Here is a 16,682-nt window from a genome sequence, read left to right on the forward strand (position 1 = left end):
GCATGGCCGGTCTCGACTCGGTTCTGGCCACGACGCTCGCCCGGCGGCTCGACTCGTTGCTCGGTATGGGGCAAGGTGTCTCCTCGACGACGGCCCCCAACGCCATTGCCGGCTCGCAGCCGTCCGGCGACGCCACCTCCGCGCTCGGCGATCTCGCCACCAAGACCTCACCCACTGCGGTTGCCCTGGGCAATGCGACGTCGCAAGCCGCGGCGCGCGCGCCAACGCCAATCCAGCAGGCGACGCTCTCGGCGGCCGCGCGCACCATCGATACCATTCTGCGTCTCGCCCCCGACTCACCCGGCCCCGTGCAGGCGAGCGCGCCGGTGTGGCCGGCGGCCCCCGGCACCGGCGCCCCGGCGCTCGCGCCGCTGGTCGCCGCAGCGCTCAAGGAAGCGCTGTCGACGAGCGGGCTGTTCTACGAATCGCATCTGTCGCAATGGGCGTCGGGCAGCCGTTCGTTCGAACAATTGCAGGCCGAGCCGCAGTTGCGTTGGCCGGCTTCGGCCAATCTGGCGGCACAGTTGCGTGCCGCTGGCGCCGACGCCACGTTGCCGGGCCCGGGGCCGCTCACGCGCCTGCTCGGACCGGCGGGCGGCGAAGCGGCTTTGGCGACAGGATGGCCCGCATTGGGTCCATCTACCATGTCATCGGCACTGACGTTGCCGACGGCGACTGCGAATCCTGCGACTCCCCCGCCCGGTGCACCGGCGCAGGCTGCGAATGCCGATGCTGCCGATGGGGGCCTGCGGGCTAGCGCCAATCTCCCCAACACCGCGACCGCGCTGGCGCATGCCGCGAGCGTGGCGCATACGACCAGCGGCGTGCTGCCGACAGGGCATGATGGCGGGGACCCTTCGCTGGGTGCCAATGCCGCGACGAATCCGCAGCAACACGGTGCCGCCGGGGCAATCGCCGCCGTGGCGAACACGCCCGCGGAGAGCGTGACGCTCGTGCGTCAGCAGCTCGATATGCTGGTCAATCCCCAGTTTCAGTGGAACGGCATGGCGTGGCCGGGTGCGCCGATGGAGTGGCAGGTCGAGGAGCGCGCGGGCCAGCAGGCGCCGGGCGAAGCGGCTGCGCCGTCCACATGGCACACGCATTTGCGTCTGACGTTGCCGTCGCTGGGCACCATCGACGTCACGCTCGGTTTGTCAGGCCAGCAGTTGCAGGCGAAGCTGCTGACGGATTCGACCGCGTCCACGGATGTACTGTCCAACGAAGGCGAAGACTTGCGTCAGCGGTTGGCGTCCGTCGGTCTGATTGCGAGTCAGTTGTCGTTCGGCGCGCTCAGCGAAGCCGATGACGCGACGCAGGCGTCGGATGCCGCGTCGGCGGTCGGTGCGATGACGAGTGCGAATGCGCAAGCGCCGATGTCCGATACCGAGGTTGCCGGTTTGCCGGTGCCGGTCGGCGATGAGACCCCCAACGTACCGAATGCCGGAGGTAACGCATGACGTTGCCACCGGAGCGTCGCACGGCCGTCGCGCTCGCCTACGGCGCGAAGGATTCGGCCCCGCGTGTCGTGGCGAAGGGGTACGGCCTGCTTGCCGAGACGATCGTGCGCACAGCGCGTGAGCATGGCCTGTACGTGCACGAATCGCCTGAGCTGGTAAGTCTTCTGATGCAGGTCGATCTCGACCAGCGCATTCCGGCGCAGCTTTATCAGGCGGTCGCCGAGCTGCTGGCCTGGCTATACAAGCTCGAAGCGGGCCGTGGCGGCAAGCCGCCCCCGCTGCCACCGGGCGTGCTCCCGCCTGAAGTCCCGACCGACGCCCCGGCGTCCGCCACACCGCCAGCGCCAACGCCGTCGACCTGACAACGCAGGCGCTAGGTCTTTCAGCGCACGCGCGGCGTGAAGTTTCCGATTTCGACTATGGGCGCGCTTTCTCTAGTGAATTGAATTTTCAGTACTTTTGATAGCCACGCTCGCGGCAGCGTTCGGCGTCAGTACGCATCCAATAAAGGGATCAATAGCATGGTCTGCAGGGTTTCTTCGGAAACACCCGCCCATTGACCCCTACGTTGCAGACCACCATGCACCACACTGCCTTAGCAGACACCCGTCTGCCGCCCGCGCATTCCCGCACGTCACATATCACTGCCCCGCTCATGCCAACACCTTCCTGTAACGATTTTGTTGATCGAGTTACCGGGGACCGCTCCGGTGTCTTCGTCGTATCGGAAGGTGAGTTCTGGCGTATTGAAATGTTCATTGCAGACGAGCTTCGATTACTGACCGACGGTGCATCTTCTACCGGCCGGGTCTTTTCTTCGCTTGGCGACGCCTCGGATTTTCTGCATGCCTTGGGCGTATTGACCTTTTCAGTCATTCCCGGACCAACACCGAGGAGCGCTATCGACTATGACAACTGGGTACTGGAAACCATTCAGGATGCCCTGTTGGAAGCAGACGACCCTGCGACGGAATGGGTATCGAATGAGGACGTTGAAACGGCTGCGAAGGATCTGATTCGGGGCGGTGACGCGTGATCCCGATTTTTTGGACACGTCGCGCGGCAAGCGAGCGTTATGACGCGCTCAGATACCTTCTCCTGAAAAACGCTTCCGCGGCGAAGCGGCAATCTCAGGAGATTTCCGCACAAATTTGCTGGCTGCAACGCTATCCGAGCCTGGGCCGTCTCGGCCGAGTAACGGGAACTCGCGAATTCCTTGTTCGACGCACGCCCTATCTCGCGATTTATCGTCATCGCGGGGATCCACCGCATATCGAGATCATGCGTCTTTTACATGGTGCACGGAACTGGTTTTAGACACCATTCACACCAAGCAACAAAAAGCCCCGTCATCGGACGGGGCTTCTGGGTACCGCCACAGCAGGCTCGGTATCAGACCTGCATGTTCATCACGGTTGTGTAGGCCGAAACGAGCTTATTGCGAACTTGCAGGCTCATCTGGAAGCCGATGTTGGCTTTTTGCATATCGACCATGACATCGTTGAGCGCCACGCCCGGTGTGCCCATTTCAAACGCCTGCGCCTGCGCTTCGGCGCCCTGCTGGGAAGCCGACACGCGCTTGAGCGACGCTTCGAGTTCGGAGGCAAAACCGCCCGTCTTCGACACGGAACCCGCGCCGGCACTGGTCGTGCCCATGATCGAGCCCGCCGCCTGCGACGCTACGCCGCCCAGCTTTTGCAGTACCGATTCGATCCCCGGAATGGCCATGATCCTTGTCCTTGCTTGTCTCGTCGACGATGCGATGAAGATGCCTGAAGCGGTAAAAACGCCGTCGGCACCCAGCCAGTCACGCGAATGGGTTCGAATTCGCGCCAACCCCACCGGTATGCCTTTTATCAGTCACGTCGGAGCTTACCACCGCTTGGCAAGCCCTCAATAGCCTAATTAACGGGAAAAGACCCGCCTAATCCTCAGAACGATTCCACATTCGTCAACGAATAATCAGGACCATCGGCATCGTGCGCACCGGCAACAGGATTCTTTCCAATCCTTAAGCCCCCAGGGACGTGAGCGCAATGCCAAGCGTACCCGGAGAATTCTGTCGCATGTTAGTGAGCACTTCCACCGCGATGAACGTCATGTCAACGCCTCTGGCGTGGAGCCGCGCATGAATGCCGCCACCCAGACGGCGGACGTCGCCGCCAAGCCGCCCCTGCTCGCGCAGCTGCGCTCGCGTGAGCGCCTGCCGCTGCTGATCGGCGGCGCGGCGCTCGTCGCCTTGCTGATCGCCGTCTTCCTGTGGAGTCGTGCCCCCGATTACAAGGTGCTGTATAGCAACCTGAGCGATCGCGACGGTGGCGCCATCATCACGTCGCTGCAACAGATGAATGTGCCGTACAAGTTCGCCGAGGGCGGCGGGGCCATTCTGGTGCCGGCCGAACAGGTGCACGACGTACGTCTGCGTCTGGCCTCACAAGGCCTGCCCAAGGGCGGTCTGGTCGGATTCGAGTTGATGGACAACCAAAAGTTCGGCATCAGCCAGTTTGCCGAACAGGTCAATTACCAGCGCGCCCTCGAGGGCGAACTCGCGCGTTCGGTCGAATCGCTCTCCGCCGTGCAGGCCGCCCGCGTGCACCTCGCGATCCCGAAGCCGTCGGTCTTTGTGCGTGAACAGCAAAAGCCGAGCGCCTCGGTGCTCGTCACGCTCTACCCGGGTCGCGTGCTCGACGATGCGCAGGTCAGCGCCATCGTGCACATGGTCGCGTCGAGCGTGCCGGAACTGCCCGTCAAGAATGTCACGGTGCTCGACCAGAACGGCAATTTGCTCTCCGCCCAAAGCGGCAACGCCCTGGGCCTGGACGCCAGCCAGCTCAAGTACGTTCGCGAGCTCGAACAATCGTATGCCCGCCGCATCGAAGCGATCCTGAACCCGATCGTCGGCCCGGGCAACGTGCACGCGCAGGTCACGGCAGACGTCGACTTCAATCAGGTCGAGCAGACGTCGGAGAACTACAAGCCGAACTCGGGTGATCAGGCGGTGCGCAGCCAGCAAAGCAGCGAAGCGTCGCAGATCGGCGCGAACGCCGCAGGCGGCGTGCCGGGCGCCTTGTCGAACCAGCCGCCGGGGCAGGCCACCGCGCCGATCACGCAGCCGCAACAGCAGCAGCTCGCCCAGCAAGGCGCCGCAACGCCGGGTGCCGCCAGCGCGCCGCAAGGGCCGCGCAGCGATCGCAAGGACGCCACGACCAACTACGAAATCGACCGCACGATTCGTCACGTACAACAGGCAACCGGCGGCCTCAAGCGTCTGTCGGCGGCGATTGTCGTGAACTATCGTCCGGGCACGGATGCGAAGGGCAAGCCCGCCATGGTGGCGCTCACGCAGGCGCAGCTCGACCAGATCCAGAATCTGTCGAAGGAAGCCATCGGCTTCTCGGGCCAGCGCGGCGACACGATCAACATCGTCAACAGCGCCTTCACGGTCGAGGAAGATCCGGAAGCCAACCTGCCGTGGTGGCGCCAGCGTCAGAACATCGAACTGGCCAAGCAGGTCGGCAAGTGGGTGCTCATCGGCCTGATCGGACTGTATCTGTGGTTCGGCGTGATTCGTCCGGCCATCCGCAAGCACCTGACCCCGCCGCCGCCCGCCGAGCCGACGCTGGCCGGTGCCGGTGGTGGTGGCGCGGCCGGTGCCGAAGGCGGCGATGGCGAGAGCGCCGACGGTGAAGGCGGCAAACGCGGCGAAATCAGCGCCTACGAGCGTAATTTGCAGTACGCGCGCCAGGTGGCGCGACAGGATCCGAAGATCGTGGCAACGGTAGTCAAAGCATGGGTGGGTGGTGGCGATGAGCGCGGCTGAGGGACTCCAACGCAGCGCCATCCTCCTGATGTCGCTGGGCGAAGATGAAGCGGCCGAGGTCTTCAAGTACCTCGCCCCGCGTGAAGTTCAGAAGCTCGGCGCGGCGATGGCCTCGCTGCGCCAGGTCACGCGCGACCAGATCGCGGACGTGTTGCAGGACTTCGTGCTCGAAGCCGAACAGCATTCGGCGCTCTCACTGGACTCGTCGGAATACATTCGCTCGGTGCTCAACAAGGCGCTCGGCAACGACAAGGCCGCGGGCCTGATCGAGCGCATTCTGCAAGGCGGCGACACCAGCGGCATCGAAGGCCTGAAGTGGATGGACTCCACCGCCGTGGCCGAGCTGATCCGCCACGAGCACCCGCAGATCATCGCCACGATTCTCGTGCACCTCGATCGCGATCAGGCATCGGAAGTGCTCGCGCTCTTCACGGAACGTCTGCGTAACGACGTGGTGCTGCGTATCGCCACGCTCGACGGTATTCAGCCGGCTGCGCTGCGCGAGCTGAACGACGTGCTGACGAAGCTGCTCTCGGGCAGCGAAAACATCAAGCGCAGCCCGATGGGCGGCGTACGCACCGCGGCGGAAATTCTCAACTATCTGGGCGGCGTGCACGAAGAGTCGGTCATCGAAGCCGTGCGTAACTACGACTCGGACCTCGCGGCGAAGATCGTCGAAGAGATGTTCGTGTTCGAGAACCTGCTCGACGTGGAAGACCGCAGCATTCAGGTACTGCTCAAGGAAATCGAGTCAGAGTCGCTCATCATCGCGCTCAAGGGCGCGCCGGCCGAGCTGCGCGAGAAGTTCTTCAAGAACATGTCGGCCCGCGCGGCCGAACTGTTGCGCGAAGACCTCGAATCGCGCGGCCCGGTGCGAGTCTCGGAAGTCGAGTCCGAACAGAAGAAGGTGCTGCAAGTGGTGCGGCGCCTGGCCGATCAAGGCGCCATCATGATCGGCGGCCGCGGCGACGACGCGTACGTGTAACGCAACGGGGCCCACGCGTATGTCGACCATCATCCCGAAAGAACGCCTCTCCGCCTGGCAACGCTGGGAGATGGCATCGTTCGACCCGCCGCCGCCCCCGCCACCGCCGCAACCCAAACCGCCCAGCCCGCTCGACGACCCCGCGCTCGTCGAACAGATCGCCGCGTGGCGCGAGGAAGCCCGCGCCGAAGGTCACGCACAGGGCTACGCCGCCGGCCACGCCGAAGGGTATGCCGCAGGTCAGGCCGACGGCCAGCACGAAGTCGACACGCGCGCCGCCCAACTCGCTGACATCGCCCACGGTTTCGGCGACGCGGTGAACGCCATCGACCGCGAAGTGGCCGAGCCGCTGCTCGGGCTGGCGCTCGACATTGCGCGTCAGGCCCTGCATCAAACGCTCACGATCCGCCCGGAAACGCTGCTGCCGATCGTGCGCGACCTGCTGGCCAACGATCCGCTGACGGGCTCGCCCCGTTTGCTGCTGAATCCGGAAGACGTCGAACTCGTCGAATCGCATGTCGGCGTGGAACTGCGTGCCGCCGGCTGGACCGTACGCGCCGACCCCACGATCGAGCGCGGCGGCTGCAAGGCCGAAGCGGCCAGCGGCGAAGTCGACGCCACCATCGCCACCCGCTGGCAGCGCGTGATGGCCGCCCTGGGCAAGGATCTGCCATGGTAAACGTCGAACTCACCCCACTCGCCGCGCATGCGCCGGTGCTGCCCAGCACCGAGAATACGCAGGACCCGGCGATGCCGTCGCCCACCCCGGCGAACGACGGCACCACGCCTTCGGTGCGACTGTGGGATGAGATCGACACGACCACGCACGCGGCGCAGGCCGGTGCGCTGCAACCCGACGATCACGACGACAGCGATGTCGTCGATCCGTCACTGGATGCTGACGACACCGCTGCCGATAGCGATGCCGATGCAGCCGCGTCCGCGCCGAAGACCGCCGGGTCCACGCAACACAACGCCCTGAATCCCCGCGAGATCGCACGCGACGCGCATCTGCGCCGCTGGCAGAACACGCTACGCGAGCGCATCGCCCACGTGCACGCCATCGAGCCGACGCGCCGATGCGGCCGCCTCACCCGAGCGGCCGGTCTGGTGCTCGAAGCCGTCGGCCTGCGTCTGCCGGTCGGTGCCGGTTGCCTCATCGAACTGCCGGTGCACGACGCCTCGCGCGAACCGGCCACGGCCGAAGCCGAAGTCGTCGGCTTTGGCGGCGATCGCCTCTTTCTCATGCCCCAGACGGAAGTCGCAGGTCTGCTGCCCGGCGCTCGCGTGTTTCCGATGGAGCCCGCCGCCGACGGCCCGCTGCCGTCGCAACGCCACAATGGAAAGCGCCTGCCCGTGGGCGAGGCGCTGCTCGGTCGTGTGGTCGATGCCGCGGGTCGTCCGCTCGACGACTTCGGTCCGCTCGGCATGACCGACAGCGCCTCACTCGCCTCGGTGCCGATCAACCCGCTGGGCCGCGCGCCCATCGAATCGGTGCTCGACGTCGGCGTGCGCGCCATCAACTCCCTGCTCACCGTAGGACGCGGTCAGCGCATGGGCCTTTTCGCGGGTTCGGGCGTGGGCAAGAGCGTGCTGCTCGGCATGATGGCCCGCTTCACGCAGGCAGAAGTCATCGTCGTGGGTCTGATCGGCGAACGCGGCCGCGAAGTGAAGGACTTCATCGAGAACATTCTCGGACCGGACGGTCTGGCGCGCTCCGTGGTCGTGGCCGCACCGGCCGACGTCTCGCCGCTGCTGCGTTTGCAGGGCGCGGCGTACGCCACCACGCTGGCCGAGTACTTCCGCGATCAGGGCAAAGACGTGCTGCTGATCATGGATTCGCTCACCCGTTACGCCATGGCCCAGCGTGAAATCGCGCTCGCCATCGGTGAACCGCCTGCCACGAAGGGTTATCCGCCTTCCGTGTTCGCCAAGCTGCCCGCGCTGGTCGAGCGCGCCGGTAACGGCCCCGACGGCGGCGGCTCGATCACGGCGTTCTACACCGTGCTGACCGAAGGCGACGACCAGCAGGACCCGATCGCCGACTCCGCGCGCGCCATTCTCGACGGGCACATCGTGTTGTCGCGTCAGCTCGCCGAGTCGGGTCATTACCCCGCCATCGACATCGAACAATCGATCAGCCGGGCCATGGCCGCACTCATCGACGACGCGCAGTTCGACACGGTGCGCCGCTTCAAGCAGATGCTTTCGCGCTACCAGCGCAACCGCGACCTCATCAATGTGGGCGCGTATGCGCCGGGCAGCGACCCGATGCTCGATCAGGCGATCGAGCTCTATCCCCGTCTCGAAGGCTTCCTGCAACAGGGAATGCGCGAGCGGGCCAGTTATCCGGACGCCGTGCAGCAGTTGCGCGGTCTGTTCCATTAATTGGAGGCGGCCATGAATTCCACCCTGCCCCTCAAGTTGCTCATCGAACTCGCCCAGAAGGACGTGGACGAAGCCGCGCGCCTGCTTGGCGAGCGTCAGACGCAACGCGCCGAGGTCGAGCGTCAGCTCGAAGCGCTGCGTCAGTATCGTCACGAATACCGCACGCGCATGCAGACGGCGACGATTCAGGGCATGGCGGGCTGCGACTGGCGCAACTTCCAGCAATTCATCGATACGCTCGATACCGCCATCGGACAGCAGGCCATGCTGCTCCAGCAGGCGGAAGAGCGTCTGGCGGCCGCGCGCCGCGAATGGCAGGCGCAGCAGCGCCGCCTGAACTCCTTTGGCACGCTCGCTTCGCGCGAAGAAGCCCGCACCGCGTTGCGTGTGGCGCGTCGCGAGCAGAAGGAAAACGACGAGTACGCCGCGCGCAGCCTGCGCCGTCGTGCCGAATCCCCGATTTGAAGGAATAGGTGAGCCCACTATGTCGATTCTGAGCTTCCTGACCGATGCCGCTGGCGCAGCCAGGCAGGCCGTGAGCGGTAACAATCGTGCCGGATCGTCGAACAGCGACGACGCCAGCGCATTGCCGTTCGCCACCGTGCTCTCGCAACAGACGCGTCAGAGCGTTCAGCCGAGCGCCGCCAGTACGAACAACAACGCTGCGCAGGCCAATCAGACGAATGCGTCCGACGCCGCAAACACCAGCACCAAATCGACGGATAACGCGTCGAACACCCAGGCTGGCCAGACGGCGCAATCGGGCCAAACGACCGCTTCGAACAAACCGTCGAAGTCGAATACCGATGACGGCAAGGATGACGAAGACGACGCACAGGCCGCCGCCCCGGGCGATCCGGCCGCTGCACTGGCCGTTGCGCTCGCCGCGATGAACAACGCACCGCTGCAAGTCACGACGCCGCCCGCCGCCGCGACGACAACCACGGACGCGACGATCACCGACGGCAAGCCCGGCGTGGGTGCGGCCATCACCGCCGCCGTAACCGGTGCGATGCAGGCCGCAGGTGCTGCGCAGTTGACGGGCCAGCCGCCGGCAGGCACCGATACCGACGCCAAGGCAACGACCACGGCAGCCGCGCCCGCTGCGCCCGTGAAGGGCACGGTCACGCCCGCGGCCGCCACGACCAGCCCGACGGGCGGTATCTCGCTCGACACGCTGGCGAAGAACGCCACGTCCGCACAAACCGCGACCACCGCGCAGCCGGCCGCCACGGACCCCAAGGCCGCCCCGCTGGTGAGCACCGACGCGCAGACGGCTCAACGCATGGCCGATGCCCTCGCACAGGCGCAAGGCAACCGCGACAGCGCGACTCAAGCTGCCACAGCCGCAACGCAGGCAGCGGCACAGGCGGCGCAAGCCGCAACCCCTGCCGTCGACGCCCAGCCGCAACTACAGGCGCAGGCCAATTTGCCCGCCGCGCTCGCCCTGAACGCACGCGTCGGCACGCAGGACTGGAACAACCAGCTCTCGCAACAGGTCGTGTGGCTGTCCAGCGCGCACGCCCAGACGGCGCAACTGAGCCTGAATCCGCCGGATCTCGGTCCGCTGCACGTGGTGCTGAACGTAGCGAACGACTCGGCGCAGGCGATGTTCGTCTCCCAGCACGCCGCCGTGCGCGACGCCGTGCAAGCCGCGCTGCCGCAACTGCGCGACAGCCTTGCCAACAACGGCATCGCGCTGGGCAATGCGACCGTGAGCAGCGACAGCTCGCAGCAACAGGCCTTCGCTCAGCAAAGCGCGAACGGTAACGGCAACGGGAATGGCGGCAATGGTGGAAATGGCCGTGGCACGTCGGGCTTCGGCCAGACCGACGACGGCCCGATCGCCACGACGGTGAGCGTGCCGGTGCGCGCCAGCAACGGTTTCGTCGACACGTTCGCGTAAGCCTGTCCGGGATACCGGTGACGGCGACGTCACCGACATCACCGACGTCGCCTCGCACGGCACGGCGTCCATGCGTCCCGAAAACAGGCACAAGTACCGGCATCCGTGAGGTTGTACGTCCGTGCCGTCGGCCCCGACAGGCCGCGACCGCGTGACGCAGCGCATCACGGTGCCCTAAAGCAAGCGGGTTTTTCTGCCGTTAAGACAAAGACGCGAGTTAGACGCGATTGTCCCTTCTTTTCGGCCGATCACCCCCTGGCGGGTTGGCCGACAATCATTACCCAATAGCAGGCGAATACATGGCAAATCCCGCACCGACGCAAGCCGCGGCTCCCTCCGGAGGGGGCATGCGCAAATGGATTCTGTTGATCGTGGCGGTTGCGCTGATGGCAGCGGCTGGCGCGGCAACGGCCGTGTATTTGCTGACCGGACGTCACGAAACGGCAAAAGCACCGCCGCCGCCTCCGCCGCCCGTCTTTGTGAGCATGGATCCGTTCACGGTGAATCTCCAGGGCGACGACGGCGAACGTTATCTGCACATCGGCCTGTCGCTCAAGGTAGCCGACGCCGAAACGCAAGCCCGCATCACGCAGCACATGCCCGAAGTGCGTAGCCGCGTGTTGTTGTTGCTGTCGTCGAAGCAGCCGCAGGATCTGGCGACGATCGACGGCAAGCGCCGTCTGGCTAGCGAGATTCGTACGTTGGTCGCGCAGCCGTTTGCCGCCAACATGCCGCAGCAAGCCGTGGGCGACGTCCTGTTCACCGCGTTCGTAATTCAGTGAGTGATTCATGGCGCATGAGGAGTTCCTGTCGCAGGAAGAAGTCGATGCCCTTCTGAAGGGTGTCACCGGCGAACAGGATGACCGGTCGGAGTCGGAAGATCATTCCGGCATCAGGCCATACAACATCGCGACGCAAGAGCGCATCGTGCGCGGGCGCATGCCCACGCTCGAAATCATCAACGACCGCTTCTCGCGACTGTTCCGCATTGCGCTGTTCAACTTCATGCGCCGTAGCGCCGAAATCTCGGTGAGCCCGGTGCGTGTACAGAAGTACAGCGAGTTCATTCGCAACCTGCCTGTCCCGACCAACCTCAACCTGGTCCACATCAAACCGCTGCGCGGCACGGCGCTGTTCGTGTTCGATCCGAACCTCGTGTTCCTCGTGGTGGACAACCTGTTCGGCGGCGACGGCCGGTTCCATACGCGCGTCGAAGGGCGCGACTTCACGCAGACCGAGCAGCGCATCATCGCGCGCCTGCTCGATCTGGTGTTCGAGAACTATGGTGCCTCTTGGAAGCCGGTGCATCCGGTCGAATTCGAGTACGTGCGCGCCGAAATGCACACGCAGTTCGCGAACGTCGCCACGCCCAACGAGGTCGTGGTCACGACCACGTTCGACATCGAGTTCGGCTCGGCCGGCGGCGAATTCCACATCTGCATGCCCTACTCGATGATCGAGCCGCTGCGCGATCAGCTCTCGAGCCCGCTGCAAGGCGAAACGCTCGAAGTCGACAAGCGCTGGGTGCGTCTGCTCTCGCAACAGGTGCAGGCCGCCGATGTGGAGATCGTGACGAATCTGGCCCAGATCGACATGACGCTCTCGCAGTTGCTCAACATGCGCGTGGGCGACGTGATTCCGCTCGACGTACCAGAGGTGCTTGAAGCCAAGGTCGACGGCGTGCCCGTGATGCACTGCAATTACGGCGTCTTCAATGGTCAATACGCGCTGCGCGTGAACCAGATGATCAACCATTCGCACAGCGATTACACGAAGGACAACGAGTGATGAGCGATACCCCTCAAACGCCCGGTGACGACGCCCAGGCCATGGCGGACGAGTGGGCCAGTGCCATGGCGGAGCAGACCGCTGCCGAGCCGCAGCCCGCCGCAGCCCCCCAACCGGCTGCCGCCCCCGTGTTCCAGCCGCTGGCCGCCACTGCGGGTAACCCTGCAACGGCGACACACAACGACATCGATCTGATCCTCGACATCCCGGTCCAGATGACCGTGGAGCTGGGCCGCACCAAGATCGCCATCAAGAACCTGCTGCAACTGGCACAGGGTTCGGTGGTGGAGCTCGACGGCATGGCCGGCGAGCCGATGGACGTGCTGGTCAACGGATGCCTCATCGCCCAGGGCGAAGTGGTGGTCGTGAACGACAAGTTCGGCATCCGCCTGACTGATATCATCACGCCATCCGAACGCATCCGTAAGCTCAACCGATGATTGCAACGAAAGTCCGCGGCAAGCCCGTGCGGCGTGCTGCGGCAAGCACCGCCACGACGGCGGCGTCCGCTCGTACCGTCGCTCACGCCGTTCAAGCCATGGCGCGGCGCCTGCCCTCTCCCATCCGCCCGGCCCGTCTGATCGCCGGCGCGGTCTTCGCCGGCTTCGGCGGTCTGTTCGTCTCCAGCGCCCACGCTCAGGGTGCCGCATCGCAGGCGGCGGCCGTACCGAGCCTTGGCGGCGCAGGCATCGTACAGACGGGCTTCGGTCTCGTGCTCGTGCTCGCACTGCTGTTCGGGCTGGCGTGGCTGGCCAAACGCTTCGGGCTGCAACGACCGCTGGGTGGCGGCAACGTACGTATCGTAGGTAGCGCCGCTGTGGGACAACGCGAGCGCGTGGTGGTCGTGGAAGTCGCGGGCGACTGGGTCGTGCTCGGCGTGGCGCCGGGACAGGTCCGCAGCCTGCACGTCATCGACGCTGATCGCGTCGCCGATCTGCCCGCCGCCCCCGCTGTCGCCCATCCGGGGGCTCAGGCCAATCGCGCCGCGCAAGCCTTTGCGCAAAAACTGCGCGAATCCATGAAGAAGGACACCTGATGTCGCGCGGCATGTCGTTGGGGCAAATGACCGGCTGGGCCGCGACGCACGATGCGACGCCGTCCCATCGGGGCACGCCCGACCGGGCTTCGGGCCGATCCCGGCTCCCGTCCGCTCTGTCCGGTCTGGCGCTCCTCGGTCTCGCTTGCCTCGCCTGCGTGCTCTGTCTGGCATGGCCGGGCACGGCGTTCGCGCAGGCCACCTTACCGGCATTCACCACGACACCGGCCCCCGGCGGCGGACAGACGTATTCGCTGTCCGTGCAGACGATGCTGCTGCTCACGTCGCTGGGCTTCCTGCCCGCGATGTTGCTGATGATGACGGCCTTCACGCGCATCATCATCGTGCTCTCGTTGCTGCGCCATGCCATCGGCGTGACGACCTCGCCGCCGAACCAGATCCTCATCGGACTCGCGCTGTTCCTGACGTTCTTCGTCATGTCGCCGGTCTTCGATCAGGTCTACACGAACGCCTATCAGCCGTTCGCCGCGAACAAGATCAGCTTCGAGCAGGCGATCGACACCGGCGCCAGGCCGTTCCATTCGTTCATGCTCAAGCAGACCCGCGAAGCGGACCTCGCGCTCTTCGCCAAGCTTGCCAAGACCCCGCCGATGAACGGTCCCGAGGACGTGCCGATGCGCATTCTCGTGCCCGCCTTCGCCACGAGCGAGCTCAAGACGGCATTCCAGATCGGCTTCACGATCTTCATCCCGTTCCTGATCATCGATCTGGTGGTTGCGAGCGTGCTGATGGCCATGGGGATGATGATGGTCTCGCCCTCCACCGTGTCGCTGCCGTTCAAGCTGATGCTGTTCGTGGTGGTCGACGGCTGGCAATTGCTGCTGGGCTCGCTGGCCCAGAGCTTCACGATGTAGCGGGGAGGCCACCGAGATGACTCCGGAAACCGTCATGGCGCTGGCCCATCAAGCCATGCAGGTGTGTCTGCTGCTCGCGGCCCCGCTGCTGATCGTCGCGCTCGTCTCCGGTCTGCTCGTGAGCCTGTTTCAGGCGGCCACGCAGATCAATGAAATGACGCTGTCGTTCATTCCCAAGCTGCTCGCCGTGTTCATCACGCTCGTGATTGCCGGGCCGTGGATGCTCAACCTGATGGTCGACTACATGCGCCAGTTGCTCACCGGCATTCCCGGCCTCGTCGGGTAAGCCGTCCGGCCTTGATCAGCTTCACCTACGACCAGCTCTCGGGCGTCATCGCGACGTTCCTCTTCCCGTTCGTGCGTCTGCTGGCACTGTCCATGACCGCGCCGCTGTTCGGCGACTCGCGGGTGCCGGGTACGGTCAAGATCGGTCTGGCGGGCATCGTCGCGCTCACGCTTGCGCCGGTGATCGGCCCGGCGCCGGCCGTCTCGCCGTTCTCGTGGGAAGGCCTGTGGATACTCGTCCAGCAGATGATCATCGGTGCGGCGCTCGGCTGGTGCATGCAGATCGTGTTCTCTGCCGTGAGCATGGCGGGCGACTTCGTCGGCCTGCAAATGGGGTTGTCCTTCGCCACGCTGCTCAACCCCAACGCCGACGGCAGCACTGCCGTGCTCGGCATGTTGCTCAACGTGGTCATCATGCTCGTGTTCCTCGCGACCAACGGGCATCTGGTGATGTACGCGACGCTGGTCCAGAGTTTCGACGTGTTGCCGATCTCGAGCACACCGCTATCGGTCGGCGGCTGGCATTACCTCGCGATGCTGGGGGGCCAGTTGTTCACCCTGGCGCTGATGCTCTCGCTGCCGCTCGTCGCGGCGCTGCTGATCTGTAATCTGGCGCTGGGCATTCTGAACCGCGCCGCGCCGCAGCTGAACATCTTCGCGGTGGGCTTCCCGCTCACGCTGGGCGTGGGTCTGGTGGTACTCGAACTGATGATGCCGCGCATCGCGCCCGTGATGGACCACTTCAACGCCATCGGCATCGACATGATGATCCGCGCGACCGCCGCGTTCGTACCCAAGCCCTGAGCGGCGGGGCTTTCAGTCCGGTCGACGTCACCGTTTTCGTTGCACAAAAAGAAACAGGCCACCCGCGCGGGTGGCCGGTCCATCATTGCAGCGTCAGGATCAGAGCAGGCTGAACAGCGACAGCTTCTGCGTCTGAATGAAGGTCTGCTGCGAGGCTTGCAGCGACGCCTGCTGCTGCGCGAACTGGCTCGTCGCCGAGATGATGTCCACGTCGAGCAGATCCTGCAACTGCGACGTGTACGCCAGATCGTTGGCGCTGCCGATGTCGTTGAGCGTCGACACCTCGTTCATGCGCGAGCCGACCGTCGTGCGCACCGTCGTCACGTTGTCGTAGCTGTTGCTGAACATCTGGTTGAACGTCGTCAGCGCGTTCGTCATGTTGGCCGAGCCCGACGGACCCTGTGCGCTGATCGGCGTCTTGAGCGTGTTGATCAAGGCTTGCAGGTTGTCGAACACGTTCGTGCTGGACTTGCCCGGGGGATCCACCTTGAAGGTGTCGCCATTTCCGGGATCGCCCGTGAACGTCACCGACTTGCCGGCGAACGTGATCGGCTGGCCCGATGTGTACACGCCCGTGACGTCCGGCGTCGTCGTGTTCGTCAGATCCTTGATCGTGTAGTTCGTGGTCGGCGGCGTGGTCGTGTTGTCGATCGCGAAGTTGATCGAGAACTGATGGTTGGCGCCCGCATTGGTCACATCGGTCGTCGAAACCGGCGTATACGTCGCCGTGCCCGTGTTCGACAGGCTGCCGCTGATCACCGTGCTCGCCGTGGCCGGCTGGATCGCCTGGAAGATGTTCGAGCCGATGTCGTTGATCGGGATCTGGCGGTTCGGGCCGACCTGAACATACCGGATACCCGTGTCGCCCGCGTAGCTCGCGCCGGTCGGCGTGGCGACGTAAGCCGCCGAATTGCCCATGAAGCCCGAGAACAGGTACTGGCCGTTCGCGTCGGTCGTGTTGGCGAGCGAGAGCAACTGCTGGAAGCTCGATTGCAGATCGGTCGCGATCGCCGAGCGATCGTTGTCGTTGAGCGAAGCGCTACCGGCCGCCACGACCTGCGACATGACGTGCTGCAACGTGTTGACGATGCTGCCGAAGGTCTGGTCTTCGAGCTGGAACGCGGTCGTCGCCGAATTGCGGTTCGTCGCGTACTGCGCGTTCATGTCCTTGTCCTGCGACACGGCCACGGCCTGCGCCGACGCGAGCGGATCGTCGCTCGGCGTGGTCACGCGCTTGCCCGACGAGAGCTGCGCCTGCGTGTTGAGCAGATCGGAAGTGTTGCGGCTCATGGCCGACGCTCCCTGATCGAAAATCATGCTGGTGCTGATGCGCATTTT

18 protein-coding genes are annotated in these 16,682 nt (G+C 65.0%); 16 read left to right on the top strand and 2 right to left on the bottom strand.

What is annotated here, in order from left to right:
• Positions 1–2 precede the first annotated feature (2 nt).
• From C5N93_RS18795 to C5N93_RS18805, 3 genes are all read left to right on the top strand, one after another.
• Positions 3–1,457: a flagellar hook-length control protein FliK gene (locus tag C5N93_RS18795; RefSeq protein ID WP_242560486.1), complete on the top strand. Its 1,455-nt coding sequence runs from the start codon at positions 3–5 to the stop codon at positions 1,455–1,457.
• Positions 1,454–1,819 (top strand): EscU/YscU/HrcU family type III secretion system export apparatus switch protein, encoded by a 366-nt coding sequence (locus tag C5N93_RS18800; protein ID WP_150722811.1) that lies wholly within the window; start codon positions 1,454–1,456, stop codon positions 1,817–1,819. The genes C5N93_RS18795 and C5N93_RS18800 overlap by 4 nt, the downstream gene beginning before the upstream one ends.
• 218 nt (positions 1,820–2,037) lie before the next feature.
• Positions 2,038–2,493: a hypothetical protein gene (locus tag C5N93_RS18805; protein ID WP_242560487.1), complete on the top strand. Its 456-nt coding sequence runs from the start codon at positions 2,038–2,040 to the stop codon at positions 2,491–2,493.
• 356 nt (positions 2,494–2,849) lie between these two features.
• Here C5N93_RS18805 and fliE read toward each other — a convergent pair whose 3' ends face one another.
• Entirely contained in the window at positions 2,850–3,185 is a 336-nt protein-coding gene (fliE, locus tag C5N93_RS18810; protein ID WP_069344507.1) for a flagellar hook-basal body complex protein FliE, read from the bottom strand.
• A gap of 400 nt (positions 3,186–3,585) precedes the next feature.
• On the opposite strand from fliE, the gene fliF reads away from it, so the two are divergent.
• The 13 genes from fliF to fliR all read left to right on the top strand — a co-directional run bounded on the left by fliF (position 3,586) and on the right by fliR (position 15,344).
• Positions 3,586–5,277: a flagellar basal-body MS-ring/collar protein FliF gene (fliF, locus tag C5N93_RS18815; protein ID WP_242560488.1), complete on the top strand. Its 1,692-nt coding sequence runs from the start codon at positions 3,586–3,588 to the stop codon at positions 5,275–5,277.
• A complete protein-coding gene (gene fliG / locus C5N93_RS18820) occupies positions 5,264–6,262 on the top strand; it encodes a flagellar motor switch protein FliG (protein WP_083254264.1) in 999 nt (332 codons plus the stop codon). The genes fliF and fliG overlap by 14 nt, the downstream gene beginning before the upstream one ends.
• 19 nt (positions 6,263–6,281) lie before the next feature.
• Positions 6,282–6,941 carry a flagellar assembly protein FliH gene (gene fliH / locus C5N93_RS18825; RefSeq protein WP_242560489.1) on the top strand — a complete coding sequence of 220 codons (660 nt, stop codon included), beginning with the start codon at positions 6,282–6,284 and terminating at the stop codon, positions 6,939–6,941.
• Positions 6,935–8,650: a flagellar protein export ATPase FliI gene (gene fliI / locus C5N93_RS18830; protein ID WP_242560490.1), complete on the top strand. Its 1,716-nt coding sequence runs from the start codon at positions 6,935–6,937 to the stop codon at positions 8,648–8,650. The genes fliH and fliI overlap by 7 nt, the downstream gene beginning before the upstream one ends.
• Before the next feature lie 12 nt (positions 8,651–8,662).
• Entirely contained in the window at positions 8,663–9,115 is a 453-nt protein-coding gene (gene fliJ / locus C5N93_RS18835) for a flagellar export protein FliJ (protein WP_069344504.1), read from the top strand.
• Positions 9,116–9,134: 19 nt separating this feature from the next.
• On the top strand, positions 9,135–10,556 hold the full coding sequence (locus C5N93_RS18840; protein WP_242560491.1) for a flagellar hook-length control protein FliK: 1,422 nt from the start codon (positions 9,135–9,137) through the stop codon (positions 10,554–10,556).
• Positions 10,557–10,903: 347 nt separating this feature from the next.
• Complete coding sequence (gene fliL, locus C5N93_RS18845; protein ID WP_240493695.1) at positions 10,904–11,338, top strand: flagellar basal body-associated protein FliL; 435 nt, start codon at positions 10,904–10,906, stop codon at positions 11,336–11,338.
• 7 nt (positions 11,339–11,345) lie between these two features.
• Positions 11,346–12,344 carry a flagellar motor switch protein FliM gene (gene fliM, locus C5N93_RS18850; protein ID WP_069344501.1) on the top strand — a complete coding sequence of 333 codons (999 nt, stop codon included), beginning with the start codon at positions 11,346–11,348 and terminating at the stop codon, positions 12,342–12,344.
• Positions 12,344–12,784 (top strand): flagellar motor switch protein FliN, encoded by a 441-nt coding sequence (gene fliN / locus C5N93_RS18855; protein ID WP_083254245.1) that lies wholly within the window; start codon positions 12,344–12,346, stop codon positions 12,782–12,784. The genes fliM and fliN overlap by 1 nt, the downstream gene beginning before the upstream one ends.
• Entirely contained in the window at positions 12,781–13,380 is a 600-nt protein-coding gene (fliO, locus tag C5N93_RS18860) for a flagellar biosynthetic protein FliO (RefSeq protein ID WP_242560492.1), read from the top strand. The genes fliN and fliO overlap by 4 nt, the downstream gene beginning before the upstream one ends.
• A gap of 26 nt (positions 13,381–13,406) precedes the next feature.
• Positions 13,407–14,255 carry a flagellar type III secretion system pore protein FliP gene (gene fliP / locus C5N93_RS18865; RefSeq protein WP_242560913.1) on the top strand — a complete coding sequence of 283 codons (849 nt, stop codon included), beginning with the start codon at positions 13,407–13,409 and terminating at the stop codon, positions 14,253–14,255.
• A gap of 16 nt (positions 14,256–14,271) precedes the next feature.
• Positions 14,272–14,541, top strand: a complete 270-nt coding sequence (fliQ, locus tag C5N93_RS18870) for a flagellar biosynthesis protein FliQ (RefSeq protein WP_069344499.1) — start codon at positions 14,272–14,274, stop codon at positions 14,539–14,541.
• Between the two features lie 11 nt (positions 14,542–14,552).
• Positions 14,553–15,344, top strand: coding sequence for a flagellar biosynthetic protein FliR (fliR, locus tag C5N93_RS18875; RefSeq protein WP_069344498.1), 792 nt, complete (start codon positions 14,553–14,555; stop codon positions 15,342–15,344).
• A gap of 99 nt (positions 15,345–15,443) precedes the next feature.
• On the opposite strand, the gene flgL is transcribed toward fliR, so the two are convergent.
• Positions 15,444–16,679 (bottom strand): flagellar hook-associated protein FlgL, encoded by a 1,236-nt coding sequence (gene flgL / locus C5N93_RS18880; RefSeq protein ID WP_242560493.1) that lies wholly within the window; start codon positions 16,677–16,679, stop codon positions 15,444–15,446.
• Positions 16,680–16,682 lie beyond the last annotated feature (3 nt).

The organism is Pandoraea sp. LA3 (assembly GCF_022696215.1).
GTDB classification, from domain to species: Bacteria; Pseudomonadota; Gammaproteobacteria; order Burkholderiales; family Burkholderiaceae; genus Pandoraea; species Pandoraea capi.